Below are 22,556 nucleotides of genomic sequence, written 5' to 3' on the forward strand. Positions count from 1 at the left end.
TTTTCACTCCGGATCATGGCAGACCGCCTCGACATTGTTGCCGTCGGGATCGAGGACGAAGGCGCCGTAATAGTTGGGGTGATAGTGCGGACGCAGGCCCGGTCCGCCATTGTCCTTGCCGCCGGCTGCAAGGGCGGCGGCGTGGAAGGCGTCGACCTCGGCGCGGCTGCGCGCGGTGAAGGCGACGTGCTGATGATCTCGGGGCTTTTCCCTGGCCGCGCTCAACCAGAACACCGGCCGGTCGCGGCCATAGCCGCCGACCTTGGCGCCACCAGTGTATTCCTGCGGCACCATATAAAGCAGCGAGCCACCCAGCGGCGCCATCGCCTTGTCGTAAAAGGCCTTGGAGGCATCGAAATCGGAAACGGTGATGCCGAGATGGTCGATCATGGAACGAGCTCCTCCGTTGCTGGCTCCGGCACGTTGGCCATGCCAGCCGAGTTGACGATGTGCTGGCAGACATTGTCGATATCGCGGATCACGTCGTCATTCCAGAAGCGCAGGATGGTCCAGCCTAGTGCTTCGAGCCTCGCTGTTCTTCCGGCATCCGATTCCGAAACTCCAACTCGTGCGTGCTGGGAACCGTCCAGCTCGACGATCAGCTTTTTGGCCGGGCAAGCAAAGTCGACGATATAGCCACCGATCGGCATTTGGCGTCTGAAAGCCAAGCCCATAAGACGATGCGCTCTGATCTCATTCCAAAGTTTGAGTTCGGCATCGGTCATTGCCTTGCGCATCTTGCGCGCATTGCCGCGATTGAAGGCGGACACTGGATAATGCGTCACGGCAGTTCGCCCCCCTCTGTCCTGCCGGACATCTCCCCCTCAAGGGGGGAGATCGGCAGTTTCAGCGACGGGGCCGGACCTTCAACGTCGGCGATTGGCGAAAGCTGAAGTGGCATCCAATCTCCCCCCTTGAGGGGAAGATGCCCGGCAGGGCAGAGGGGGGTGCCTGGCGCCACCCTCACCGCTTCACCTCCCACGTCGTCACGCGCTCGCCGGTGACCGGATCCTTGCCATCCTTCAACTGCACGCCTTGCGCCAGGAGTTCATCGCGGATGCGGTCGGCCTCGGCCCAGTTCTTGGCAGCGATGAACTGCAGGCGCCTGGCGATGGTTTCCGCAATCGCGGCCTCGTCGACCTTGGCCGCGCCGACGTCGAAACCGAGGAACGCGAGCGAGGTTTTCAAGGAAGCCGCGGCGCCATTCTCGCCAGCGCCGCTGAAGTCGGTTGCCTCACCGGCAAGCTGGGTCAGTTGCTGGAAGGCCGCGTAGGTCGCAAGATCATCCGACAGCGCCTCCACGACTTCCGCCGGCACCTGGCTTCCCGCAGCCGGCGCCAGGTCCGACGCGCGTTTCCATTTGCGTAGCGTGTTCTCCGCCTCCTCAAGCTTGCGCACGGAAAAGTCGATCGGCTCGCGGTAGTGCGTCATCAGCATCGCCAGCCGCAGCACCTCGCCAGGCCATCTGCGGCCGCCGAAGGTCTCGGTCTCGAGCAATTCGTGGATCGAATAGAAATTGCCGAGGCTCTTCGACATTTTCTGGCCCTCGACCTGCAGGAAACCATTGTGCATCCACACATTGGCCATGACATCGGTGCCGTGGGCGCAGCGCGACTGGGCGATCTCGTTCTCATGATGCGGGAAGATCAGATCGAGGCCGCCGCCATGGATGTCGAAGACCTCGCCGAGATAGGCGGCCGACATGGCCGAGCATTCGATATGCCAGCCGGGCCGGCCCCTGCCCCATGGACTTTGCCAGCCGGGCTCTTCCGGCGATGACAGTTTCCACAGCACAAAATCGCCGGGGTTCTTCTTGTGGGCCTCGACGGCGATGCGGGCACCGGCCTGCTGCTCGTCGAGATTGCGCTTCGACAATTGACCATAGTCCGGCATCGAGGCCGTATCGAACAGAACTTCGCCTGCCGCGACATAGGCATGGCCGCGTTCGATCAGGCTTTTAATCAAGGTGATCATATCAGCCTTGCCGTCGGCGCGGGGTTCGACGAATTCGGTGGCGCGCGGTTCGACCGTCGGCTCCAGGCAACCAAGCGTGGCGACATCCCTGTGAAACTGGTCGGCCGTTTTTTCGGTCACCCGTCGGATCGCTTCGTTGAGCGAAAGGGTTCCCGAAGCGATCTCGCCGCCGAAATCGCGCAGCGCCCGCGCGTTGATCTTGTCGTCGACGTCGGTGATGTTGCGCACATAGGTGACGTGCGTCTCGCCGTAGAGGTGGCGCAATAAGCGGAACAGCACGTCGAACACGATCACCGGCCTGGCGTTGCCGATATGGGCGAAATCGTAAACGGTCGGGCCGCAGACATACATGCGCACGTCAAGCGGATCGATCGGCACGAAGCCCTCTTTCGTGCGCGTCAGCGTGTTGTAGAGGCGCAGGCCCTTTGATGCGTCAGACATTCCATGCTTCCCGTTCAGAACTTCTTGTCTGGATGGAGCCAGCCCAGCGCCAAGGCGCAAATCAGGTTCCAGCCTGCTGGCCGGGGCGTTTGTCCAATCTGGGGAAGATGAGGCGAAAACGTCCGGACCAGCGCGAGGCTAGCCAATAATGCAAATGCCACAAATGGCGAAAGACGTTTTCATCGGCGGCTTTATCGCCCTGACCAGTGTTGCCGTCAAGTCGCGGATTCCGGGAAAAAAGTAGCGAGGGCTGGCAAACGCATCGCCCGGTCATGCGGAATCAGTCAGTGAAACATTTTATTAAACATGTCGGCACAGTCATGAAACATTCGCCGGCTAGATCACCACGCGTCACGATTTGGTCGGAATCAACCAGCAAACGCAGACACGGAAATGTTACCAGGGAAGAGAAACATGCCTCGAAGCAAGCAGGAAGCCAACCGCGCCAAGCAACCGGCGCTGGCCAACCACTATCGCGCAATCGGCCCGGCCGCCATCGTCGCCGCCCTTCTTCACACCGCCAAGAAGAAGAAGCCGGCGCAGAAGATCGTGTCGCCTCGCGCTGCCTGAGATGACGCGGCTGGCGCAATCGCCGACGATGAGGGCGAGAACAGGCGTCCTGAACTTAGACTTCGACCGGCTTCGCTAGAACAGCGTCATCTGACTGTCGTCCGCGCCAGGTTTCTGGCGCCTGACCTTCTCGGGTTCCGGCCCGATTTCGCCCCTCTCTTGAATCTCCGGTCCAGTGTTGGCAACCTTGTTGACGAGGTCGGAGACAGGGATCGCCTCGAAGAAATCGGGCTGCGCCGGCCGCAGCAAATCGACGACATCGCGCGGTTCGAGCGTGCGGCAATCCAGCCAACGGGCAAAGTCAGAAATATCGACCACCACCGGCATGCGGTCATGGATATGGGCGAAATCGGCGTTGGCGTTGACGGTCAGGATAGCGCCGGTGTCCATCTCTGAGCCACCGGGCTCGGCATAGGTTTCGATCAGACCTGCAAAGGCGATCAACCCGCCATGCCTGGGCCGGATCCAATAGGGTTGCCCCTTCTTGCCTCCGGTCTGCCGCCATTCGTAGAAACCGGATGCCGGCACCAGCGCGCGGCGATGGCGCATGGCGGCCTTGAACGAGGCCTTCTCGATCGCACCTTCGGAGCGCGCGTTGAACAGCAGCGGAAACTCCCTGGTGTCCTTCACCCAAGCTGGGATCAGGCCCCAGCGCACCAGCATCGGCTGCCGGTCCGGCAGATTGGAGCCTGGGGCTCGCGGCACGCCAGCGGTCACCATCAGGACCGGCTGTGTCGGTGCGATGTTGTAGCGGGCCGGGAAATCCTCCAGCTCCGCAAGGCTCAGCAAGGCAGCGGTCTGGTCCGGCGTGGCGGTCAAGGCAAAACGTCCGCACATGATCGATTGTGTCTTTCGAATAGTTCGGTGTTGAAAGTGGCGATCGAACCGGCGTTGCGCAACCGCTAAAGCTTGCCCATGCTGTCGGTCCACAAAAGAGCTGTCTCGAATGAGTTGATTAGGGATCGATGAACACAGCACGCAAGGTACTTCTGGCCGTGTCGGTAGCCGTCGTGCGCGGCGACACCGTACTCTTGGTCAAGCGGGCGCGTTCGCCGTCGCAAGGGCTCTACGCTTTTCCCGGCGGTAAGGTCGAAGCCGGCGAGACGCTGGAGGACGCGGCACGGCGTGAACTGATGGAAGAGACCGGCTTGCGCGCCGCCGGCTTTCGCCCGCTTCGGGAAATCCACATCGACGGCAGGCAAGACAGCCATCCGATCGATTATCTCCTCACGGTCTTCGGCGCCACCTATGCCGGTGGCGAGGCCGAGGCCAGCGACGACGCCGAGACAGCCGCCTTCTATACACTCAAGGAGATGACCCTGCTGCCGCTCGCGGGCTCGGTGTTCGCGGTCGCCGAGGAACTCCTCGGTCCCGTTCAAGCCCGCTGACGCAGCACTGAAAAACCGCCTTGCAGGCGACAAATTGTTTCGTCACAAGGCTTATGTTGTCTCGCCAGCCACGACGTCTCAGGCCATCAGGCAGACCACAAGGCCTAAGCCGTCAGGCAGAGAAGGTTTATGAACCGTCCGTCAGTGCTCCTTGCCATTTGCCTTGCCGTCAGCGCGGTCGTCCCGGCGCGGCCTGCCTTCAGTGCCGAGTCGCCGTTCGAGCCGGGGCTGATGCGATTGGCGGAAGTTCTCGGGTCGCTGCATTTCCTGCGCAATCTGTGCGGGGAGAAGGGCGACCAGTGGCGTGGCGAGATGGAAAAACTGCTCGATTCGGAAAACCCGGACCCGGAGCGCCGCGCCCGCTTCATCGCCAGCTTCAATCGCGGCTACCGTTCCTTCGGCACTTACACCCAGTGCACCGCTTCGGCCACTGAAGCCATCAGCCGTTACATGAAAGAAGGCGAGACGCTGTCGCGCGATATCGCCTCGCGGTATGGCAACTGAGCATTCATCAACAGATATCAGGCCCGCCGCCAGGGATCTCGATATATCCGGCTTGTCGCCGCCCACATCTTGGTGCAATTCTGATGTTGCACTTCTGCAACAGCGTTAATCAAACGTTATCACGCGAAGGCGCAATTAACTCAAACTGAAGGTTTTCGCCCCGCAGGCCAGGCTAATCGGCTAAGTTTGATCCGGGTTGAAACGCAGCTTCGCCAAACACAGTTGGCCCCTGTAAATGACGATCAAAAAAATGTCGTATTTACAGATACTTACTTGAAGCTGCCTATGAATGGAACAGATCAAGCCTGATCCACACTGATGGGTTGCCGCTTGGAAGGGTGGACATCGCTTATGGAACATGCTGCCAACGACATCGACGCGCTGGTCAGGGAAGAGAAGCGCCTGACGGCGGTTGAGAGCCACAGCGAAGCCTGGGCGGAAGGCCTCTCGGCCGGCATTGAGCCAGAAATCATCGCCGAGGCGGCCCTTGAGACGGCATTCGGTGAAATGTTGCGCGCCAACGGCGAAACCTCGGCCCTTGCCCTGCTCGACCGCATGCGCGAGAAGGTGATCGCAGGCGCCTTCGAACCTGAGCGGCTGCGGCACTGAACCGATATCAGGTTCTCTGACGATCGAATGCCGTTCGGGTGTCATGCCCGGAAGTAGGGAGATACGGGCAGTGAATTTTCCGATGTCAGGCAAGCCGAAGGGCTTGGGCCTCTACATCCGCCTCGCTGCTTGCTGTGCCGCGGTTACCTTCACGACTTGCCTGGCCAGCAGTCCGGCTCATGCGCTGAGCGAGATCAAACGCGAAGAGCTCCCCGCTCCAGCCACACCGTCGGAGGACGATGTTTCGCCGCCAGGAAGCGCGATTCCCATGCCTGACCCGGTGGGAACGCCGCCTTCAACAAGCCAGCCGGCCGCTCCCGACGCCGCTGAGCCGGACAGCCCATCGGATGGCGGCAGCAACAGGCCGCGTGTCGATCCCGAGGCACCTCTGCCGGAAGTCGTCTATGATCTCGGCAAGCTGCCCGAGCCCGTGCGGCGCATGCATGACTTGATCATCGAGGCCTGCAAGAGCGGCGACATCGAGAAGCTCAGGCCTTTGATCGGCAAGGGCGACAGCATGACCCAGCTGTCGCTGGCCGACATCGACGGCGACGCCATCACCTTCCTCAAGGGGCTGTCCGGCGACCCTGATGGCCAGGAGATCCTGGCCATTCTGGAGGAAGTGCTTTCCGCAGGCTACGTCCATGTCGATGCAGGCACGCCACAGGACCTCTATGTCTGGCCGTATTTCTTCGCGCTGCCGCTGGACAAGCTCGACGCCAAGCAACGGGTCGAGCTGTTCAAGATCGTCACCGCCGGCGATTTCGACGACATGAAGCAGTTCGGAGCCTACATCTTCTATCGCGTCGGCATCACGCCAGCCGGGCAATGGACCTTCTTCGTCGCCGGCGACTGAAGGCCCCCCTGGTTGCGCCAGGATGCGAACAGCATCGTGGACGATGTTGCTATTTGAGCGGGCCGGCAGGTTTTGCACTGACGTCGGCATCCGGCCAAATGCGAATGCTTTCGTTTCGAAGAACCGAAATAGCACCGCTAGCGCACGCGACGTGTCCGGTTTGATGTTGCAGATACGAGGCGAAAAACACCACGGGAGGACAATTCAGCCGGCAGTCAGAAGGATACCGTGACCGAATTCCCTGGCGAGTTCTGGATAAGCAATTTCTCGCGCGTCGTAAGCCGTGTCTGATCGACAAAGCGCCAATTGCGCTCGTAGAACGCAAATGCTTCGTTGGCCGGGATCAGTCGCGCGACATCGCGATTCCACAGGAGCGCTTGCAGCTCTGGAAACTCGGTCAATCATAGGCGCGACATGTGTCCGCATGATGCCTTGAACATAATGCGGAACGCTTAAAAGACGTGACGCACAGCCACAGGTGGCTAACCCGGCAGCGCCTCGGAAAACTCCACCGCCGTCCCCTGGCCTGGCGTCGCGATTTCGCCGTCCCACATAATGCGCTGACCGCGAATGACCGTGCCGACCGGCCAGCCCGTGACCTGCTTGCCGTCATAGGGGGTCCAGCCGGCTTTCGAGCCGGCTTGCGCGTTGGTGATGGTCTCGCGCCGCTTCATGTCGACAATGGTGAAGTCGGCGTCATAGCCGGCGGCGATGCGGCCTTTTCTGGCCATGCCGAAGATGCGCTGCGGGCCATGGCTGGAGAGATCGACGAAGCGCTGCAGGGTCAGCCGGCCGGCGTTGACATGGTCGAGCATGATCGGCACCAGCGTCTGCACGCCGGTCATACCCGAGGGCGAGGCCGGATAGGGTTTTGCCTTCTCGGCCAGCGTGTGCGGCGCGTGGTCGGAGCCGAGCACGTCGACGATGCCTTGCGCTATGCCATGCCAGACGCCGTCGCGATGGCGTTTGTCCCGCACCGGCGGGTTCATCTGGATCAGCGTGCCAAGCCGCGCATAGTCGTCGGCGCTCAGCGTCAGATGGTGCGGCGTGGCTTCACAGGTCGCAACATCCTTGTGCTGTTCGAGGAACAGGATCTCCTCGGCGGTCGAGATGTGCAGGACATGGATGCGGGCACGAACGGCGCGCGCGATGCGCACCAGCCGCTCGGTGCAGCGCAAGGCGGCGATCTCGTCACGCCAGACCGGATGCGATGACGGATCGCCCTCGACGCGCTCGTCCAGGCGCTCGCGCAGCCGGAACTCGTCTTCCGAATGAAAAGCGGCGCGACGGCGGGTATTCCTCAGGATCGAGGCGACGCCTTCATCGTCCTCGACCAGCAGGTCACCGGTGGACGATCCCATGAAGGCCTTTATTCCCGCAGCCCCCGGCAAACGTTCGAGCTCGCCGACGTCCCTGGCGTTGTCGCGGGTACCGCCAACCCAGAAAGCAAAATCGCAATGCATGCGGCCGCTGCCGCGCCGGACCTTGTCGGCAAGCGTTGCCTCGCTGGTGGTCAGCGGATTGGTGTTGGGCATTTCGAACACGGCGGTGACACCGCCCAGCACCGCGGCCCGCGAACCCGTTTCCAGGTCTTCCTTGTGTTCCAGTCCCGGCTCACGGAAATGCACCTGGCTGTCGACGACACCGGGCAGGATATGCAGGCCCCGGCAGTCGATCGTCTCGCCAGCCGATGCCTGGCGCAGATCGCCGATCGCGGCGATGCGCCCGCCCTTCACGCCGATGTCGCGTGGCCCCTCGCCGTCATGATTGACCACTATGCCGCCTGTCAGGATGAGGTCGTAGGTCATGGTGATGCTCTCTTGCGGGAGGAGTGTCAGCGGCTTACGTAATGGCCAACCGTTTTGCAAGATCAGGCTTTTAATCCGCCCCATGCCCTTTGCCCTGCTGAAAGATCGCGCGCTCATCACCGTCTCCGGCCCCGATGCCGAGCATTTTCTGCAGAACATCGTGACCACCGATCTCGATACGCTTGGCAATGGCGAGGCAAAGCCGGGCGCGCTTTTGACGCCGCAAGGCAAGATCCTGTTCGACTTCCTGATCTCACGGGCAGGCGAAAATGCCTTCCGCATCGAATGCCGTGCCGACATTTCAGACGATTTCATTCGCCGGCTGATGCTCTACAAGCTTCGCGCCAAGGTCGAGATTGCGAAGTCGGGACAGGCACTTGTCACTGTCGCCTGGGGAAAAGAGTCAATCGCCTCAGAAAGTGATTCAACCGCGCTTGCCGACAGGCGCTTTGGTGACGAAGGCGTCACGCGCTTCCATGCCGGCACCGCGGACGCTGGCGACATTGGCGCGTGGCAGGCCTTTCGCATTGCCCACGGCGTCGCCGAGAGCGGGGCCGACTATGCACTTGGCGATGCGTTCCCGCATGACGTGCTGCTCGACGAAATGGGCGGCGTCGGCTTCAAGAAGGGCTGCTATGTCGGCCAGGAGGTCGTCTCGCGCATGCAGCATCGAGGCACCGCCCGGCGGCGGGTGCTGATTGTCCAGGCTGGGCTTCCCCTGCCCGCTGCGGGTGCCGAGCTAACCGTCGGCGGGCGGCCGGTCGGCACGCTCGGCTCGAGTGCTACCGTGACAGGGCTCGCCATCGCCCGCATCGACAGGGTGAAGGCGGCGCTCGATGCCGGCCAGCCGATCCTGGCGGGTGACGTACCGGTGACGCTCATCATCCCCAGTTGGGCCAAATTCAGCTTTCCGCAGGAAATCGCCGGCGCGGAGGAAGCCTGATGGCGGCAGACCGCGCCGGTGCGCCGCCACGGGCATGGCAGCGTATGCTGTCCGGCCGCCGGCTCGACCTTCTCGACCCTTCGCCGCTCGACATCGAGATCTCGGACATCGCCCATGGGCTTGCCCGCGTCGCCCGCTGGAACGGCCAGACCAGCGGCGAGCACGCCTTTTCGGTTGCCCAGCATTCACTGCTGGTCGAGGCACTGTTCAACGAGCTGGTGCCCAAGGCTTCGGCCGACGACCAATTGGCGGCGCTGCTGCACGATGCGCCCGAATATGTCATCGGCGACATGATCTCGCCATTCAAGTCGGTGATGGGCGGCAGCTACAAGGACTGCGAAGTGCGCCTGCAGCGCGCCATCCATCTGCGCTTCTCGCTGCCGCCGGAACCGGGTGCGATCCTGCGCAAGGAGATCAAGCGCGCCGACCAGATCGCCGCCTATTTCGAGGCGACGCTGCTTGCCGGGTTTTCGACCGCCGAGGCGACCGAGTTCTTCGGCCGGCCGCGCGGTTTTTCCGCCGAGCGCTTCGACTTCGCGCCACGCTCGGTGACCTCAGCGCAGAATGCGTTCCTGAAGCGGTTTTCGGCGATCGAGAAGTCGCGGCATCACGTTCCGACGTCCGCGCTAGGATAGAAAACGCTAAATTAACCGGAAGCGTCAACAGTGTGGTGTTCGATCAAGCATCGCAGGGGCGCCTCATGCCCGTCGTGGATGTCAAGGGTGGTTCGGTCGTCCCGGAACGGGCGGCCGGAGGCATGGAACACCCGCGCCGCATGCAAGATGAGCTGCGCGAGCAGAACGAACGCTTTTCAGCTGCTGTCGAAAACATGTCGCATGGCCTGTGCATGTTCGACGCCGACGAGCGCATGATCATCTGCAACGGCAATTATATCAACATCTTCCGGCTCGACGCCAAAGTGGTACGGCCAGGTATCCGCTTCGTCGACATTCTGCGGCACAGCGTCGATATCGGGGTTGCCTCGCAAAGCGCCGAAGAACTCTACGCCATCCGCAAGCCCTATATCGACCAGGCAAAACCCTCAACTTACGAGGAGACGCTGTCTGACGGCCGCATCATCAACATCTCGCACCGTCCGCTTGCCCTGGGTGGATGGGTTTCGATCTACGAGGACATCACCGAAAAGCGGCGCGCCGAGCAGGATCTCAAGGAGCAGCATCGCCGTTTCGACGCGGCACTCGCCAACATGTCGCAAGGCCTGCTGATGTACGACGCCGACGGCAAGATGATTGTGCGCAACAGGCGTTTTCTGGAGCTCTATAACGTCACTGCGGAGGACTTCCCGCTTGGAACGACGCACCGCAACGCACTCGAACGATTGCTGGAACTCGGCATCTACATGAAGATCGACGTCGACAGCGAAGTCGCCAAAGCCGAAGCCTGTCTGGCGGCGGCAAAGACGCATTCGGCCTACCGGCATCTGACCGACGGCAGGACGGTTCTGGTCACACGCCGGCCGATGAGCGGCGGCGGTTGGGTGGTGACTTTCGACGACGTGACCGAGCGCCGCCGGACCGAAGAGCGCATGACCCATCTTGCGCATCACGACACGCTGACCGGACTGCCCAACCGCTCGAAGTTTCGCGAACGGCTCGATCTTGCGCTGGAGGACGCGGCAGCCAAGCCGTTGGCGATCTTCTCGCTCGATCTCGACCGCTTCAAGGCGGTCAACGACACCTGGGGACACCCCGTAGGCGACTGGCTGCTGAGAAGCGTAGCCGAGAGGCTGCGGCATTGCGTCCGCAACGAAACAGACATCGTCGCCCGCTTCGGCGGCGACGAGTTCGTCGTCATGCAGTTCCATTTCAAGGGCATTGGCGATGCCGAAAAACTGGCAAAGCGCATCGTCGAAGCAATCGCAAAACCATTTAGAGACAAGAGCCGGGACATGCATGTCGGCATCAGCATGGGCATTGCCGTTTTCCCCAACGACGGCAGGGACGCCGACACGCTGCTGAAAAACGCGGATACGGCGCTCTACCGGGCGAAGAGCGAAGGACGAAACCTGTATCGCTTCTTCGAGCCCGGAATGGATGCTGTCGTGCAGGCCCGCAGGGCGCTTGAAGTGGACCTCGAGGCAGCACTGCCGCGCCAGGAGTTCGATCTCCATTTCCAGCCCATCATGAACATCACTTCCGGCGAGATCACCGGCGCGGAAGCCTTGATGCGCTGGCATTCACCAGGGCGTGGCACTGTCGCGCCGGACGACTTCATCCCGGTCGCCGAAGAGATCGGGCTGATCGTGCCGCTCGGCGAGTGGGCGCTGAGGAAAGCCTGCGCAGAGGCCGCAAGCTGGCCACCCGGCCTACGCATTGCGGTCAATGTCTCGGCCGTGCAGCTCAAAAGCAACGGGTTTGCCCGCGGGGTGATCTCGGCGCTGGCTTTTTCCGGCGTTCCGGCTGGACGGCTGGAGCTGGAGATCACCGAAACCGTGCTGATGGACGAAAGCAAGGCCGTGCTGAAAACGCTGCGCCAGTTGCGTGAGCTCGGCATCCGCATCGCCCTGGACGATTTCGGCACCGGCTATTCCTCGCTCGGCTACCTCAGGCGTTTTCCGGTCGACAAGATCAAGATCGACCGATCATTCATTCGCGACATGGGCAACCGCGACACGGCGGCCATCGTTCGGACCATCATCGGGCTGGGTGCCGAGCTTGGCATCGTCGTCACGGCCGAAGGCGTCGAGACGGAGGCGCAACTCGACATGCTGCGCGACAATGGCTGTGTCGAGGCGCAAGGCTATCTGATCGGCGTGCCGTCAAAGCCGGCCGACATCCAGCGCCTGCTGAAGTCGCGTGCGACACGCAGCCAGACCGGCTGATGGCGTCAGCGCAAGTCAGCGCAGCGTTTCCAGGTATTTCTCATGGAAGCTGACATAGCCGGGCTCGACCACCTTCAGATGCCGCTCGATCAGCGCATGAAACCGCGGCAATTGGTGAAACGGAACGCCGGGATAGGCATGATGCTCGGCATGGAACGGCATGTTCCAGGCGAGCTTGCGCACCGCCCAGCTGGTCAGCGTCGTCCTGGTGTTTTCCAGCATGTTGGCCACCAGCGGGCAACGACCGTGCTCGGCCAGCAGATAGAGGCGCAGGAATGGCTGTCCGAGCAGAGCGGGAATGATCCAGACATAGAAAAGCACGGTGAGCCGGAAATGAACGGCGAGCAGAATGAGGACAGCGTAGAAGGCAATCATGGCGCGCGCCTCGGCCCGCACCTTGCGTCGGCCTTTCGGCGGTACATAGCTCTCCTGACTACCGCCAATCGCATTGGCGTAGAGTGTCTTGAGATGGCCCCACCACACCGGAAGCCCAGAGACGTGGACAATGTACTGCCGCAGGGTTTCGGGCTTCGGAAAGGAAAGCTCGGGGTCGTTTTCGGGATCCTGCGTGTACCGGTGGTGAGCGAAATGGAAGTAGCGGAACCAGTCGGCCGGCAGCGCGATGGCCAGGCTGCACAGCCGCGCCACGCCGTCGTTCAGCCACTGTGTTTCGAAAGCCGTGCGGTGCGCCGTCTCATGCAGCAGCGTGAACAGGAACACGATCAGGATGCCTTGCGGCAGCATCAGCAACGGCCAGAATGGGACCTCGGCCGCGATCAGCGATCCAATTAAGATAATCGCACCCAAGTGAGTGCAGAGCTGGAACAGGCCCGCAACATCGGACTTGGCCGTCAGGCGGTTGCGCTCTTCCGGTGTCAATGAGGCGATAATGTCGCGATGGTCCATCGGCTTCGATCCAGGCTGAAGAATGATGAAGCCATTCTAGTCGACGAAAAAGCTTTCCAGAAACGACGATTTCTGCGATTTAGATAAGTTTACCTTACCTATCTAGCGATCATGGCCACATCCCCATCCCTGAAAGGACTTCAGGCTTTCGAGGCCGCGGCGCGCACGGGCAGCTTTGCCGCGGCGGCGGAAGAGCTTTCGGTTTCGGCCGCCGCCGTCAGCCAGCTTATCCGCACCGTGGAGGCCCAGATGGAACGCAAGCTGTTTCATCGGATCAACCGCCGCGTTGTCCTCACCGAGGCCGGCGTGGAAATGCTGCCTCGGCTGACCGTGGCCTTCCAGGAGATCGGCAGCGTCTCTCGCGAACTGGGCGCCGATGCATTCCGCCCGCGCCTGGTGGTGTCGGTGCCGCCATCCATGGCCATGGGCTGGCTCTCGCAGCGCCTCGCCGGCTTTGTCGCAAGCCACGGCGCCGCCGACATATCGCTCCGGGGCGATGACGACCCGGTGTCGTTCGACCGCGAGTTGATCGACATCAGGCTTTCCTATGGCCCGCATTATCGCGAGCACCCGACCGAGGAGATCGGCCGGGACGCCGTCTATCCCGTCTGCGCGCCAGGGCTTGCCGGCATCACCAAGGCGGGCGAGCCGCTCGCCGGGCTGCCGCTCATCCACACCGACTGGGGGCCGACAGGCGCATCGTTTCCGTCCTGGCCCAACTGGTTCGAGGCCGCGGGTGCTCACCCTGGCCGAGCGGCACGGCGCGGCCTTTCGGCCAATTCGTCGCGCGCGGCCCTCGACCTCGCCATTTCGGGGTTGGGCGTGGCGCTGGCGCAAGGGATTTATTGTGCCGAAGCCGTGGAGGACGGCAGGCTGGTCCGGCCGGCCGGCGGCGCGATTGCATTGCGCCAGCCCTATTGCCTGACGGTTCCAGAGCGAAGCGCAAGCCGCGATGTCGTGGCCGCGTTCCGCGATTGGCTGGTCAACCAATGCCAACGCGCGGTTGGCTCGCCGGCGCTGCGCTGACCGGGAGGGAGATGGTCAGAGGTGCCCGCTCAAGGCCGCCACCATGTCCTTGCTGGTCGCCACGGGCACGATCTCGAACTCGACCAGATCAGCCCATTCGATGACCCAGCGCTGCAGCGACGTGACATCATCGGTCTCCACCAGCAGGAAACAGCGGCTCATGTCAGCCGCAATCCAGCTGTGATGCACGACAAGCTCCTCCGGCTTCAGGCGGCCGCGGTCGCGCGGAACCGGCGGTAGATCTCCTTGCGGTCGCAGCCGGTGAAATCCTCGATGACGATGAACTGCATATTTCCCCTCGGATGATTACCGCCCCGGCCGGTCGAGCCGCTCCAGGAACCACTGCGTCAGCCGCACCCAGACCTCGTCCTTCTCGCCGGAATCCTCCCAGCCGTGATCGAGGTTTGGATTGTCGTTGACCTCGATGACGAAGACGCCGTCCTTGGTCTCCTTGAGGTCGACGCCGTAGAGGCCGTCGCCGATGCAGCGCGCCGCCTTGACGGCGGTCTCGACGACATGGGCCGGCGTCTCCTTCAGCGTGAAGGTCTTGATGCCGCCTTGGTCGGGCTTGCCATTGGCCTTGTGGTTGACGATCTGCCAATGTTTCTTGGCCATCAGATAGTGCACGGCAAACAGCGGCTGGCCACCGAGCACGCCGACACGCCAGTCATATTCGGTCGGGATGAATTTCTGCGCGATGAGAAGGTCGGAATCCTCCAGCCATTCGGTCGCGAGCCGCGTCAGTTCCTCCAGGGTCTCGCATTTCTTGACGCCGCGCGAGAAGGACGAATCGGGGATCTTCAACACTAGGGGAAAACCCAGCGTCTGTGCGGCCAATTCGAGGTCAGAGGTGCCGGCGATCATCACTGTCGGCGGCACCGGCACCTTGTTGTAGGCCATCAGTTCGTTGAGATAGACCTTGTTGGTGCAGCGGATCATGGACAGCGGGTCGTCGATGACCGGCATGCCTTCCTGCTGAGCACGGCGAGCGAAGCGGTAAGTATGGTTGGAGATCGAGGTGGTCTCCCGGATGAACAGTGCATCGTAATTCGCCAGCTTGGCCAGATCCTTTCTGGTGATCGGCTCGATTTCGACCCCCATCTTCTCGGCGATCTTGGCCCAGTAGCGCAGCGAAGAGATTTCCGAAGGCGGCAATTCCTCATGCGGATCGACCAGCGTGGCGAAGGTATAGCGCGCCGGCGTGCGGCCCTTGGTGTCGCGCCACTCGCGGTTGGTGTAGGTCTCCAGGCACTGGATGAAGCTTTTTTCCTCGTCCTCCGTCATCCGAGCCAGGGGGTGGAAGCCGATCTTGCGGATCGAAGCCCATTCGGCGCTGTCCTTGATATGGACTTCGAGCGCCGGCGCCCGGAACCAGTCGAACAACAGCTTGGCGAAACGGTCCCAGACCTTGGACGGACCGATGCCGAAGAAGATGCAGACCTTCGCCGGAAATACACCGCCGAGATCCTTGCGGCATTTGTTGAGCGCCAGTTCCAGTTCCGGCAAGGCGTGCTCGTAGAGCTTGCGCTCCGACAGGTCGATCATCGTCTCCACGGTCGGGATGACCTTGTGGCCGCGCGAACTCGCCAGCAGCGAGGCATAGTAGCCGCGGCTCTGATAGCCGTAGTTGTTCGACAGGTTGATAACCTTAGGCCGCTGACCGCGAAACAGCGAGGGATGCGCGAGATAGTCGCGATTGGTGATGATCTTGTGCGGCGTCGCCACCTGGTCGAGATCGCTCTGCCTGCCGGTAAGAATGACCCAGGTCATTATCTCTTTCCCAAAGTGATGGCGGCACGCAGTCCGTCGCGGCCGAACTGCGCCATGTTCATGAAGATGCCGTAAGGCACGGGAATGTTGGCGGCATCAAGGATGGTTTCCTGCCTTTCATCCTCGACCCACGGATCGTGGATCAGAATATGATCGCCATCATCGCCGATGGCCAGCACCCAGTGCGGCACCTTCTTGCCGAACATCAGGAAGCCGCTGATCAGCACCAGCACCAGTTTGCCCCCGGCGAGAGCCGCCCTGATATCGTCGATGGTGAATGGACGGTAATTCACCGGGATGCCGTAAAGTTCCGCGCGGCGGCGAAAGTCGACCTGTGCCAGTTCCATGACCCGGCGCTTGTCCTCGCTGCGCACCGATTGCAGGAACAATGCGCCGTAGAAGGAAACGTAAACCTCCGCCGCAAGCCCGCTTTCGTAGCCCGAGACAGCCAGGCCGAATGGTTCGCAGCCGCCCGGTCCTGACATCATGAAGACGGTCGTTGCCTCGCGCCAGAGTCGGATTTCCATCACCGGGTCGGGCACGAAGCCACGATCGAAATTGGCCATGGCCATCATCAGGCAGCATGGACCGCAGGTGAACTCGCAGGTCTGCTGATAGAATGGCACCCTGGTGGCGACCGGAAGGTCGCCGCGCAGGGTTTTTTCATAGCGCAGTGCCGTCGCGCCGTCCTCGTAATAACCGGGCTCGCGGCCAATCTTGCGGTAGCCGGCCTGTTCATAGATGCTGATGGCACGGCCATTGTCCTCGCGCACTTCGAGACGCAGCATCATGCGGTCGTGTTCGAAGGCTGCCTCTTCGGCCGCGGCCAGCAATTGCCGGCCTATGCCGAGCCCGCCGAAAAACGGTCCGACGGCGATCGAATAAAGCCGTGCTACCCCACTGCCCTTGCGAAACAGCACGATCGCATAACCGCCGACGCGGCCATCGATTTCGGCGACCAGCGTCTCGGCGGTCTCGCGCTCGATGAACAGGCGGAAGGAGCGGCGGGAAATGCGGTCGCTCGAGAATACAGCTTTCTCGATGGCGGCGAGGTCATCGACGTCAGACGCGCGGGCCGTGCGGATCTCGGCAGGCATGCGGCTTGAGAAAACCTCGATTGCGTTGCGGCAACGTCCCCGGTCGAAAAGCGTCGCAAACACCGGCCGAAGCGCCGGTATTCATCAAGCGCTATCGCTCCTTGATTAGGGCCGAATTGTGACACTTTCCGCGACGGCAGGGAAGCTGACAAGCTTTGAACGGAATCGCTGTTTTCATGCCAGCCGACCGCGCAAGATCGCAGCCGGCTCAGCTGGAGAGACCGGCCAGAAGCTGGCCATACGCGCTCTTGGCCACGGCCGCCAACTGCTCGCGCGGCAGCGAACCAACGACGGCACAGCCATAGCCTTTATCCAGCCAGTAGACGGCCTGCGGACCGTCCTGCGCCGAAGCATAGGTGCCCTTGGCATTCTCGGTCGATTCCGCCGTCACGAAGAGGGATATGCGCTCGCCCTTATCGTCTTCGTAGAGCAGCATCGCGGCCTTGCTTTCCCCCGCCGGCAGCAACCGGCCGCCAACCAGTTGGAAGCCGTTCGCGCTCAGGTCCGGTGCCACCAGTTTCAGGCCGACCCGACTGGACAGCCAGGTCTGCAGATGATCCTTGTCGCTGGCCGGCACTTCCACCGCGTGCCGCTTCTCGGCGGCATAAATGACATGGGCGGCGATCGCTTGTTCGGCGAGCTGATCCTCCGCCGGATCCTCCTGCCCGATCCCTCCGATACCCGCAAAGTAGCCGCCAAATCCGCCCGTGGCGAGAAGCACGGCCGCGGCGGCGGCAAGCCACCAGCGTGAGCGTCGCACTGCTGCCTTAACAGGCGCTTCACCGAGCACCACCTTGCGCAAGCGCACTGGCACCACCTCGTCCAGCACGCCGGCGAAGGCCGAGCGCAATGCCTCCCGGTCGGCGGTGAAGCGGGCGCTCCTGGCCTTCATCTCGGGATTGGCGTCGAGCCAGGCATCGTAGGCGGCGCGCTCATCGGCCGGCAGTTCGCCGTCGAGCGCCATATGGATGTCCCGTTCGGAAAAATCGCGGCGGATCATTTCTCGACGATCCTTATGGCGCGGCGGCGCGCTGTGTCGTCCAGCAGCCCGCGCAATTCCTCACGCCCCCGCGCGATGCGCGACATCAGCGTGCCGGCGGGAACACCCAGAATGTTGGCAGCCTCGGCATAGGAAAAGCCTTCTATGGCAACCATGACGATGGCCGCGCGGCGATCGGGGCTGAGCGCCTGCAACGCGTCGATGATCTCGCGCGAAGCGATGCCCTCCAACTGTTCGGGCGGCTGGGCAACCGCCTCGCCCGCCTCCAGCGGCAGCATCGCCGCTTCGCCGCGGCGGTTCACCTTGCGCATCTGGTCGATGAACAAATGATGCATGATCGTAAACAGCCACCTCCTGGGGCTTTCTCCCGTCTGCCAGTTGTCCAGCCGCAACAGCGCACGCTCGAGGCAGTCCTGAACGAGGTCGTCGGCAGCATCACGGCCGCGCAGAAGCGAGCGTGCGTAGCGGCGCAGGCGCGGTATTTCACCAAGGATTGCTGCCTTTTTTTCGTCCATGACCGCTGGTTCTGAGGTCGCCCTTGTTGATCCGATAGAACGCGCCTTCCCGGCACGGCGCAAGCAGCCAGCGCGAAGCGGTCCACCGCTCCGGTCACCCAAGCAATGAGATAACGCCGGCGGATGCCGGTTTATTCCCGCGCAGCGTTGAATTCCGGCTGTTATTGTTCGCCGGCCGGCAATTTCTCCTTTGCCGCCCGCGTCAGGAGCCGCTGGTAGAACAGGCCGATGCCGATCAGAACGGCGCCGAGCCCGATAAAGGACAGCGCCCTGAGCACACCTTCCAGTTCCGACATGTCGAACAGGAAGACTTTCAGGACGGCCACCGCGATCAGCGCGGCGGAGGCGATGCGCAGCACCTGCGATTTCAGCCAGACGCCGGCGGTGAGCAGCGCCACGCCGATAACCAGCCAGAGCGCCGAATAGGTATAGGTCTCCAACTGCCCAAGGCCGCTCCACATGCCGATGAACTCGCCCTTGAACAGGCGCCTGACCGAAAGCGTGGCATAGGCGAAGGCAAGCAGCGCCGCCATCAGCGCCAGCATGGCCGAATACCATTTCGGCCGCTTGCCCCTGCTATAGAGCGCCAGACCACCGGCGGCGACTGCCGGCAGGAGATAGGCGAGGAACAAGAGGTTGAAGACCGGGATCCGGCCGGTCGATTCGTCCGTGAACAACGGATTGAGCACCAGGAAATGCTGGATGACGATGAAGGCGGCCGAGAGCACGCCCACCGCCATCGAACCATAGCGCAGCACCGAGCTTGGCGAGCGCCTGTCGATGGCGATCAGGATGGCGCCGGCACCGACGGCGATCAGCGTGTAGATCGCCTGTTCGGCGAGCGTCGGCGCATCGCTGTTGATGACGCCGCCATGCATTACGTGACGCACCAGCATGGCGAGCGTCAGCAGCGCAAACAGTGCCGCCGCCGCTTCCATGGCCAGGCGTGGACGGCCATCGGTGGTGCGGGCGAGTTGCCAGGCCGCGAAGCCGAAGGCGAGCGCCGGCACGCCGTAGCCCGGCAGCAACCAGTTGAAAACCGGTGTCGTCGACAGGAATTCGGCGCCGACGATCGTCGGATCGACGGCGGCGCGGCCAAGCACCGCGATGACAGCGGCGACCGAAATCCAGCCGAGCACAGGATAGGAGCGCCAGCGCGTGGCGAGCGCCGGCACGATCGCGGCGGCACCAAGCAGGATGGTGGTCCAACCGGAATCAAAAGCCATATGCAGCATCAGGAGGCCGGCGACTGCCGCGCCGCCCAAAACAAACGACACTGCGGCTCCGCCCTTGAGCGGCGGTTCCTCGGCCCGCGCGATCCACTCGCCGCCGGCGGCGAAGATCAGGACCAGCAGGGCCGCGATGGCGGCATAGACAAAGTCGCGGTCGAGATTGCCGAACGTGAACCAGAGCGCCAGCAGGACGATCAGCGGCACGATGACACCCCATGCAGCCCAAGAGGCTGCTCGGATCTGCGCCGTGGCGGCGAAGCGGCGCGCGGCCCACAAACCAGCGGCGACGAAAACAAGACCGAGACCAATACCGATACGCAAGCTCAGCGCGTCAGCGGTGGCCAAGGGCACCCCATCAACACCCAAAGCGCCGCCCGAAAAGTCGGAAGCGATAGACGTTGGCGGGATGATGCCGAGATAGATCAGCACCGTCACCAGTCCCGCGCCATAAAGCAGTGGCAGCGCCAGTGGGCGGTAGAGCGCGACCGCTATCATCACGACAAGCAGCACCGCGCCCGGCAAAGCATCACCGGCAGCGGCGAAGACCGGGTCAACCGAGAGGCCAAGCGCCGAGAAGGCGACGAACAGTCCAGGCACGATGGATGGCCAGTCGAAAGTCCCTGCTAGTCCGGTCTCGCCGCCACGACTGCTCAGCCAGACAAGGGCAAGCACAGCCAGCGTCACAGCATCGATGAACAGTATGGCGGAGAGGTTCGCGCCCGGTGCGTCGGTCATGTAGAGGATGGTCCAGACGCCGGTACCGAAAAAAGCGGCCGCCATCAGCGTCTTCCAGTCGCGCATGCGGGCGATCACGCCAGTGGCGGCGAGCACGATGGCGAGATAGCCGAACAACGCCCACGGATTGGGCGCCTGCGAAGCGATCAGCACCGGCGTCACCATGGCGCCGACGAGACCGATGCCGGCCAGCGCCTGGCCATGGACGAGAGCGGCGGCTATGGTCGCAACGCCGATCGCACCGAGCAGCGTGAAGGCAAGCGCCGGGCCGATAAAGCCGTAAATGCCATGGGCGGCATAGACGGTGCCGAACAGGATGAAGGCGCCGGCCGCGGTCAAGATCGCCGGAATATAAGCGCCGGCAATACCTTGCACCGGTACCTTGAAGCCGGTGCGGCGAATGAACTCGCCGCCGGCGACCAGCACCAACCCGAGCACCGCCGCCATGGTGAGCCGCACGCCGGGTCCGAAAATGCCGGCCTCGATGGTGTAGCGGATCAGGAACAAGCCGCCCAGAGCCAGCGCGATGCCGCCGACCCAGACCGCCCAACGCGTGCCGAGCGCGGTTTCAACGTCGGACTGGCGAGCGGCTTTGGCGACCGCTGCCGGCGCGACCTCTGGCGTTTTCGGTGCGATCTCGGGCGCGCTCCAAGGGCCGGGCCCTCCGGCCGGGATTTCCGCCTCCGTGGCCTGTAGCGCGGGGGCCGGCTCGCCGATTGGTGCCGGGGCGATGTCGGCAGGCCTGGCCACCGGAGCCGTGTCGGCCCTGCCCTGCGCCGCCTCCAGTTCCGACGGCTTGACCGTGGGCGATACCGCGCCCGAAAGCACGAGGCTGCGCAGTGCGCCAAGTTCGCGCTCGATCAGACCGATGCGGCCCTGCTGACGCGAAATGATGACGAACAAGGCAATGATGGCGACGAGGCCGATCAGGCTCTCAAACATGGCGGTTCCCCCAAACCAGGCCAGTTTTCACTGACGCTTCATCTCACTGACATTCAAATACGGCGGCTAAACGGCTGAAAATTCAACGTGCCGCCAGATTGGCGGCTGGAAATATCGAACATGTCTCGGTACCGAAAGCCAGCAGCTTGCCGCCGGCATCCTTCAGCGTCGCTTCCGAAACGGCAAGCGTGCGGCCCTTGTGAACCACCTTGCCTTCGCAGACAACCTCACCGGTCCTGGGCGTGATCGGCCGCGTCAGGTTCACCTTGAACTCCGCAGTCGTGTAAGCCTCGCCCTTGTCGAGCAGGGTCTGCACCGCGCACGCCAACGCTGAATCGAGCAGCGTCGCCGCCCAGCCGCCGTGAACGCCGCCCAGCGGGTTGAGGTGGCGTTCGTTCGGCACGCCCCGGAACACGGCGCGACCTTCCGATACTTCGGTCAACGCGAAGCTGAGCTGGAAGGAGATCGGTGGTGCCGGGTATTTGCCGTCGACGATTCGCTGCAGCAATTCCAAGCCGGTGTATTTCAGAATGTCGGCATGAGGAATGGTGCCGAGGCCGAGCGGCGAGACCCGGCCCGGATAGAGTTCGACTTCGCTCATCGGATGATTTCTCCGGCCGCGCTCTCTCCGGCGATGGGCTTCTGCGCTGCGTGGTGCTTGCGCAGTGCGGCCAGAAAGCCGGCGCGCGCATCGGGCTGATCGATGCCGCGCGGCTCGTAGACGTGGCGGGTGAAGAAGAAGCCGGTCAGGCGGAAGGCGTCCGCCATCGCCGCCTGATTGGCGCGCTGGCCGGAGCCGCGCTGCAGGAAGGCGGGCAGCACCAGCATCTTGTCGTGCCACGGCGCCCCGGCTTCACGCGACACCGCGCGTCCGGATTTAGGCGAGACATAGGCCAGATCCTGCCTCGTGCCGGTGGCGGCGCATTGGCTGAGATCGAGGCCAAAGCCGAGTTCATCAAGGATCAGAAGCTCGAAGCGCGCCACCAATTCGCCGGCGGCATCTGCGTCGTCGAGATGAACGATCATCACCGAAAGCGCCTCGTAGAGGCCGCCATGGGCATCGCGCTCGGGCAGCAGGCGCAGATGCGCCGCCATCGTCTGAAGGCCGTAGACGGCAACGGCACTGTCCATCAGCCGGGCGGCGTTCATCTCGATGGCTTCGGCCTGGAAAGTGCCCAGGTGCTCGTCGAGGCGCGCGCGCCACAAGAGATCGACACGATTGCCCGGCTGGAGAACGGGCTGCTGCTTGCGCGAGCGGCCACCGCGCACGAGGCCGAGATGGCGGCCATGGGCGCGCGTCATCACCTCGAGAATGGCGCTGGTTTCGCCATGCCTGCGGGTGCCGAGAATGATTCCCTCGTCGCGCCATTCCATATCAGGAGCTTTTCACCGATCGGG

Annotated in this window: 23 protein-coding genes; 9 read left to right on the forward strand and 14 right to left on the reverse strand. The window is 62.9% G+C overall.

Annotation, left to right across the window (positions count from 1 at the left end; all coding sequences use genetic code 11):
* Positions 1-3 precede the first annotated feature (3 nt).
* The 3 genes from FJ950_RS21580 to cysS all read right to left on the reverse strand — a co-directional run bounded on the left by FJ950_RS21580 (position 4) and on the right by cysS (position 2,415).
* Positions 4-390, reverse strand: coding sequence for a VOC family protein (locus FJ950_RS21580; RefSeq protein WP_015318548.1), 387 nt, complete (start codon positions 388-390; stop codon positions 4-6).
* Positions 387-737: an endonuclease domain-containing protein gene (locus tag FJ950_RS21585; protein ID WP_140618721.1), complete on the reverse strand. Its 351-nt coding sequence runs from the start codon at positions 735-737 to the stop codon at positions 387-389. Before FJ950_RS21585 ends, FJ950_RS21580 begins: the two co-directional genes overlap by 4 nt.
* A 226-nt stretch (positions 738-963) precedes the next feature.
* Complete coding sequence (gene cysS, locus FJ950_RS21595) at positions 964-2,415, reverse strand: cysteine--tRNA ligase (RefSeq protein WP_140618465.1); 1,452 nt, start codon at positions 2,413-2,415, stop codon at positions 964-966.
* Positions 2,416-2,829: 414 nt separating this feature from the next.
* On the opposite strand from cysS, the gene FJ950_RS21600 reads away from it, so the two are divergent.
* Positions 2,830-2,985 (forward strand): hypothetical protein, encoded by a 156-nt coding sequence (locus FJ950_RS21600; protein WP_015318552.1) that lies wholly within the window; start codon positions 2,830-2,832, stop codon positions 2,983-2,985.
* A 75-nt stretch (positions 2,986-3,060) separates the two neighbouring features.
* Here the strand turns inward: FJ950_RS21600 and FJ950_RS21605 are convergent, their stop codons facing one another.
* Positions 3,061-3,822, reverse strand: a complete 762-nt coding sequence (locus FJ950_RS21605; protein WP_140618466.1) for an SOS response-associated peptidase — start codon at positions 3,820-3,822, stop codon at positions 3,061-3,063.
* A 128-nt stretch (positions 3,823-3,950) separates the two neighbouring features.
* Here FJ950_RS21605 and FJ950_RS21610 point away from each other — a divergent pair, with 128 nt between their 5' ends.
* From FJ950_RS21610 to FJ950_RS21625, 4 genes are all read left to right on the forward strand, one after another.
* Entirely contained in the window at positions 3,951-4,373 is a 423-nt protein-coding gene (locus tag FJ950_RS21610; RefSeq protein ID WP_140618468.1) for an NUDIX domain-containing protein, read from the forward strand.
* A gap of 129 nt (positions 4,374-4,502) precedes the next feature.
* Positions 4,503-4,877 (forward strand): TIGR02301 family protein, encoded by a 375-nt coding sequence (locus tag FJ950_RS21615; RefSeq protein ID WP_015318555.1) that lies wholly within the window; start codon positions 4,503-4,505, stop codon positions 4,875-4,877.
* 351 nt (positions 4,878-5,228) lie between these two features.
* Positions 5,229-5,486 (forward strand): hypothetical protein, encoded by a 258-nt coding sequence (locus tag FJ950_RS21620; protein WP_015318556.1) that lies wholly within the window; start codon positions 5,229-5,231, stop codon positions 5,484-5,486.
* A gap of 70 nt (positions 5,487-5,556) precedes the next feature.
* Positions 5,557-6,342, forward strand: a complete 786-nt coding sequence (locus tag FJ950_RS21625) for a hypothetical protein (protein ID WP_181171374.1) — start codon at positions 5,557-5,559, stop codon at positions 6,340-6,342.
* A 482-nt stretch (positions 6,343-6,824) separates the two neighbouring features.
* On the opposite strand, the gene FJ950_RS21635 is transcribed toward FJ950_RS21625, so the two are convergent.
* A complete protein-coding gene (locus FJ950_RS21635) occupies positions 6,825-8,156 on the reverse strand; it encodes a dihydroorotase (protein ID WP_181171395.1) in 1,332 nt (443 codons plus the stop codon).
* Positions 8,157-8,232: 76 nt separating this feature from the next.
* On the opposite strand from FJ950_RS21635, the gene FJ950_RS21640 reads away from it, so the two are divergent.
* The 3 genes from FJ950_RS21640 to FJ950_RS21650 all read left to right on the forward strand — a co-directional run bounded on the left by FJ950_RS21640 (position 8,233) and on the right by FJ950_RS21650 (position 11,935).
* Positions 8,233-9,093, forward strand: a complete 861-nt coding sequence (locus FJ950_RS21640; RefSeq protein ID WP_140618472.1) for a folate-binding protein YgfZ — start codon at positions 8,233-8,235, stop codon at positions 9,091-9,093.
* Positions 9,093-9,728, forward strand: coding sequence for an HD family hydrolase (locus FJ950_RS21645; protein WP_015318561.1), 636 nt, complete (start codon positions 9,093-9,095; stop codon positions 9,726-9,728). The genes FJ950_RS21640 and FJ950_RS21645 overlap by 1 nt, the downstream gene beginning before the upstream one ends.
* 65 nt (positions 9,729-9,793) lie before the next feature.
* Positions 9,794-11,935 carry an EAL domain-containing protein gene (locus FJ950_RS21650; RefSeq protein WP_140618473.1) on the forward strand — a complete coding sequence of 714 codons (2,142 nt, stop codon included), beginning with the start codon at positions 9,794-9,796 and terminating at the stop codon, positions 11,933-11,935.
* A 15-nt stretch (positions 11,936-11,950) separates the two neighbouring features.
* On the opposite strand, the gene FJ950_RS21655 is transcribed toward FJ950_RS21650, so the two are convergent.
* Complete coding sequence (locus FJ950_RS21655) at positions 11,951-12,841, reverse strand: fatty acid desaturase family protein (protein WP_140618475.1); 891 nt, start codon at positions 12,839-12,841, stop codon at positions 11,951-11,953.
* 111 nt (positions 12,842-12,952) lie between these two features.
* On the opposite strand from FJ950_RS21655, the gene FJ950_RS21660 reads away from it, so the two are divergent.
* Positions 12,953-13,867 carry a LysR substrate-binding domain-containing protein gene (locus tag FJ950_RS21660; protein WP_140618476.1) on the forward strand — a complete coding sequence of 305 codons (915 nt, stop codon included), beginning with the start codon at positions 12,953-12,955 and terminating at the stop codon, positions 13,865-13,867.
* A gap of 15 nt (positions 13,868-13,882) precedes the next feature.
* On the opposite strand, the gene FJ950_RS29870 is transcribed toward FJ950_RS21660, so the two are convergent.
* From FJ950_RS29870 to recO, 8 genes are all read right to left on the reverse strand, one after another.
* Positions 13,883-14,029: a DUF3303 family protein gene (locus tag FJ950_RS29870; protein ID WP_246681361.1), complete on the reverse strand. Its 147-nt coding sequence runs from the start codon at positions 14,027-14,029 to the stop codon at positions 13,883-13,885.
* A 144-nt stretch (positions 14,030-14,173) separates the two neighbouring features.
* Positions 14,174-15,637 (reverse strand): RimK family alpha-L-glutamate ligase, encoded by a 1,464-nt coding sequence (locus tag FJ950_RS21670; protein ID WP_015318565.1) that lies wholly within the window; start codon positions 15,635-15,637, stop codon positions 14,174-14,176.
* A complete protein-coding gene (locus tag FJ950_RS21675; RefSeq protein ID WP_140618477.1) occupies positions 15,637-16,734 on the reverse strand; it encodes a peptidase C39 family protein in 1,098 nt (365 codons plus the stop codon). Before FJ950_RS21675 ends, FJ950_RS21670 begins: the two co-directional genes overlap by 1 nt.
* Before the next feature lie 208 nt (positions 16,735-16,942).
* Positions 16,943-17,734, reverse strand: a complete 792-nt coding sequence (locus tag FJ950_RS21680; RefSeq protein ID WP_140618479.1) for an anti-sigma factor — start codon at positions 17,732-17,734, stop codon at positions 16,943-16,945.
* Positions 17,731-18,249 carry an RNA polymerase sigma factor gene (locus FJ950_RS21685; protein ID WP_140618480.1) on the reverse strand — a complete coding sequence of 173 codons (519 nt, stop codon included), beginning with the start codon at positions 18,247-18,249 and terminating at the stop codon, positions 17,731-17,733. Before FJ950_RS21685 ends, FJ950_RS21680 begins: the two co-directional genes overlap by 4 nt.
* 161 nt (positions 18,250-18,410) lie before the next feature.
* Positions 18,411-21,158 carry a DUF2339 domain-containing protein gene (locus FJ950_RS21690; RefSeq protein WP_140618482.1) on the reverse strand — a complete coding sequence of 916 codons (2,748 nt, stop codon included), beginning with the start codon at positions 21,156-21,158 and terminating at the stop codon, positions 18,411-18,413.
* Between the two features lie 82 nt (positions 21,159-21,240).
* Positions 21,241-21,759 carry a PaaI family thioesterase gene (locus FJ950_RS21695; protein ID WP_015318570.1) on the reverse strand — a complete coding sequence of 173 codons (519 nt, stop codon included), beginning with the start codon at positions 21,757-21,759 and terminating at the stop codon, positions 21,241-21,243.
* On the reverse strand, positions 21,756-22,532 hold the full coding sequence (gene recO / locus FJ950_RS21700; RefSeq protein ID WP_140618484.1) for a DNA repair protein RecO: 777 nt from the start codon (positions 22,530-22,532) through the stop codon (positions 21,756-21,758). Before recO ends, FJ950_RS21695 begins: the two co-directional genes overlap by 4 nt.
* Positions 22,533-22,556 lie beyond the last annotated feature (24 nt).

Source organism: Mesorhizobium sp. B2-3-14 (genome assembly GCF_006442175.1).
Classification (GTDB): Bacteria; Pseudomonadota; Alphaproteobacteria; order Rhizobiales; family Rhizobiaceae; genus Mesorhizobium; species Mesorhizobium australicum.

Bases quoted from the DNA above. Each gene is read 5' to 3' on its own strand.
- FJ950_RS29870 (WP_246681361.1), bottom strand. From the start codon at position 14,029: ATGAGCCGCTGTTTCCTGCTGGTGGAGACCGATGATGTCACGTCGCTG.
- FJ950_RS21670 (WP_015318565.1), bottom strand. From the start codon at position 15,637: ATGACCTGGGTCATTCTTACCGGCAGGCAGAGCGATCTCGACCAGGTG.
- FJ950_RS21675 (WP_140618477.1), bottom strand. From the start codon at position 16,734: ATGCCTGCCGAGATCCGCACGGCCCGCGCGTCTGACGTCGATGACCTC.
- FJ950_RS21685 (WP_140618480.1), bottom strand. From the start codon at position 18,249: ATGGACGAAAAAAAGGCAGCAATCCTTGGTGAAATACCGCGCCTGCGC.
- FJ950_RS21600 (WP_015318552.1), top strand. From the start codon at position 2,830: ATGCCTCGAAGCAAGCAGGAAGCCAACCGCGCCAAGCAACCGGCGCTG.
- FJ950_RS21660 (WP_140618476.1), top strand. From the start codon at position 12,953: ATGGCCACATCCCCATCCCTGAAAGGACTTCAGGCTTTCGAGGCCGCG.
- FJ950_RS21690 (WP_140618482.1), bottom strand. From the start codon at position 21,158: ATGTTTGAGAGCCTGATCGGCCTCGTCGCCATCATTGCCTTGTTCGTC.
- FJ950_RS21580 (WP_015318548.1), bottom strand. From the start codon at position 390: ATGATCGACCATCTCGGCATCACCGTTTCCGATTTCGATGCCTCCAAG.
- FJ950_RS21680 (WP_140618479.1), bottom strand. From the start codon at position 17,734: ATGATCCGCCGCGATTTTTCCGAACGGGACATCCATATGGCGCTCGAC.
- recO (WP_140618484.1), bottom strand. From the start codon at position 22,532: ATGGAATGGCGCGACGAGGGAATCATTCTCGGCACCCGCAGGCATGGC.
- cysS (WP_140618465.1), bottom strand. From the start codon at position 2,415: ATGTCTGACGCATCAAAGGGCCTGCGCCTCTACAACACGCTGACGCGC.
- FJ950_RS21655 (WP_140618475.1), bottom strand. From the start codon at position 12,841: ATGGACCATCGCGACATTATCGCCTCATTGACACCGGAAGAGCGCAAC.
- FJ950_RS21695 (WP_015318570.1), bottom strand. From the start codon at position 21,759: ATGAGCGAAGTCGAACTCTATCCGGGCCGGGTCTCGCCGCTCGGCCTC.
- FJ950_RS21650 (WP_140618473.1), top strand. From the start codon at position 9,794: ATGCCCGTCGTGGATGTCAAGGGTGGTTCGGTCGTCCCGGAACGGGCG.
- FJ950_RS21610 (WP_140618468.1), top strand. From the start codon at position 3,951: ATGAACACAGCACGCAAGGTACTTCTGGCCGTGTCGGTAGCCGTCGTG.
- FJ950_RS21605 (WP_140618466.1), bottom strand. From the start codon at position 3,822: ATGTGCGGACGTTTTGCCTTGACCGCCACGCCGGACCAGACCGCTGCC.
- FJ950_RS21585 (WP_140618721.1), bottom strand. From the start codon at position 737: ATGCGCAAGGCAATGACCGATGCCGAACTCAAACTTTGGAATGAGATC.
- FJ950_RS21615 (WP_015318555.1), top strand. From the start codon at position 4,503: ATGAACCGTCCGTCAGTGCTCCTTGCCATTTGCCTTGCCGTCAGCGCG.
- FJ950_RS21645 (WP_015318561.1), top strand. From the start codon at position 9,093: ATGGCGGCAGACCGCGCCGGTGCGCCGCCACGGGCATGGCAGCGTATG.
- FJ950_RS21640 (WP_140618472.1), top strand. From the start codon at position 8,233: ATGCCCTTTGCCCTGCTGAAAGATCGCGCGCTCATCACCGTCTCCGGC.
- FJ950_RS21620 (WP_015318556.1), top strand. From the start codon at position 5,229: ATGGAACATGCTGCCAACGACATCGACGCGCTGGTCAGGGAAGAGAAG.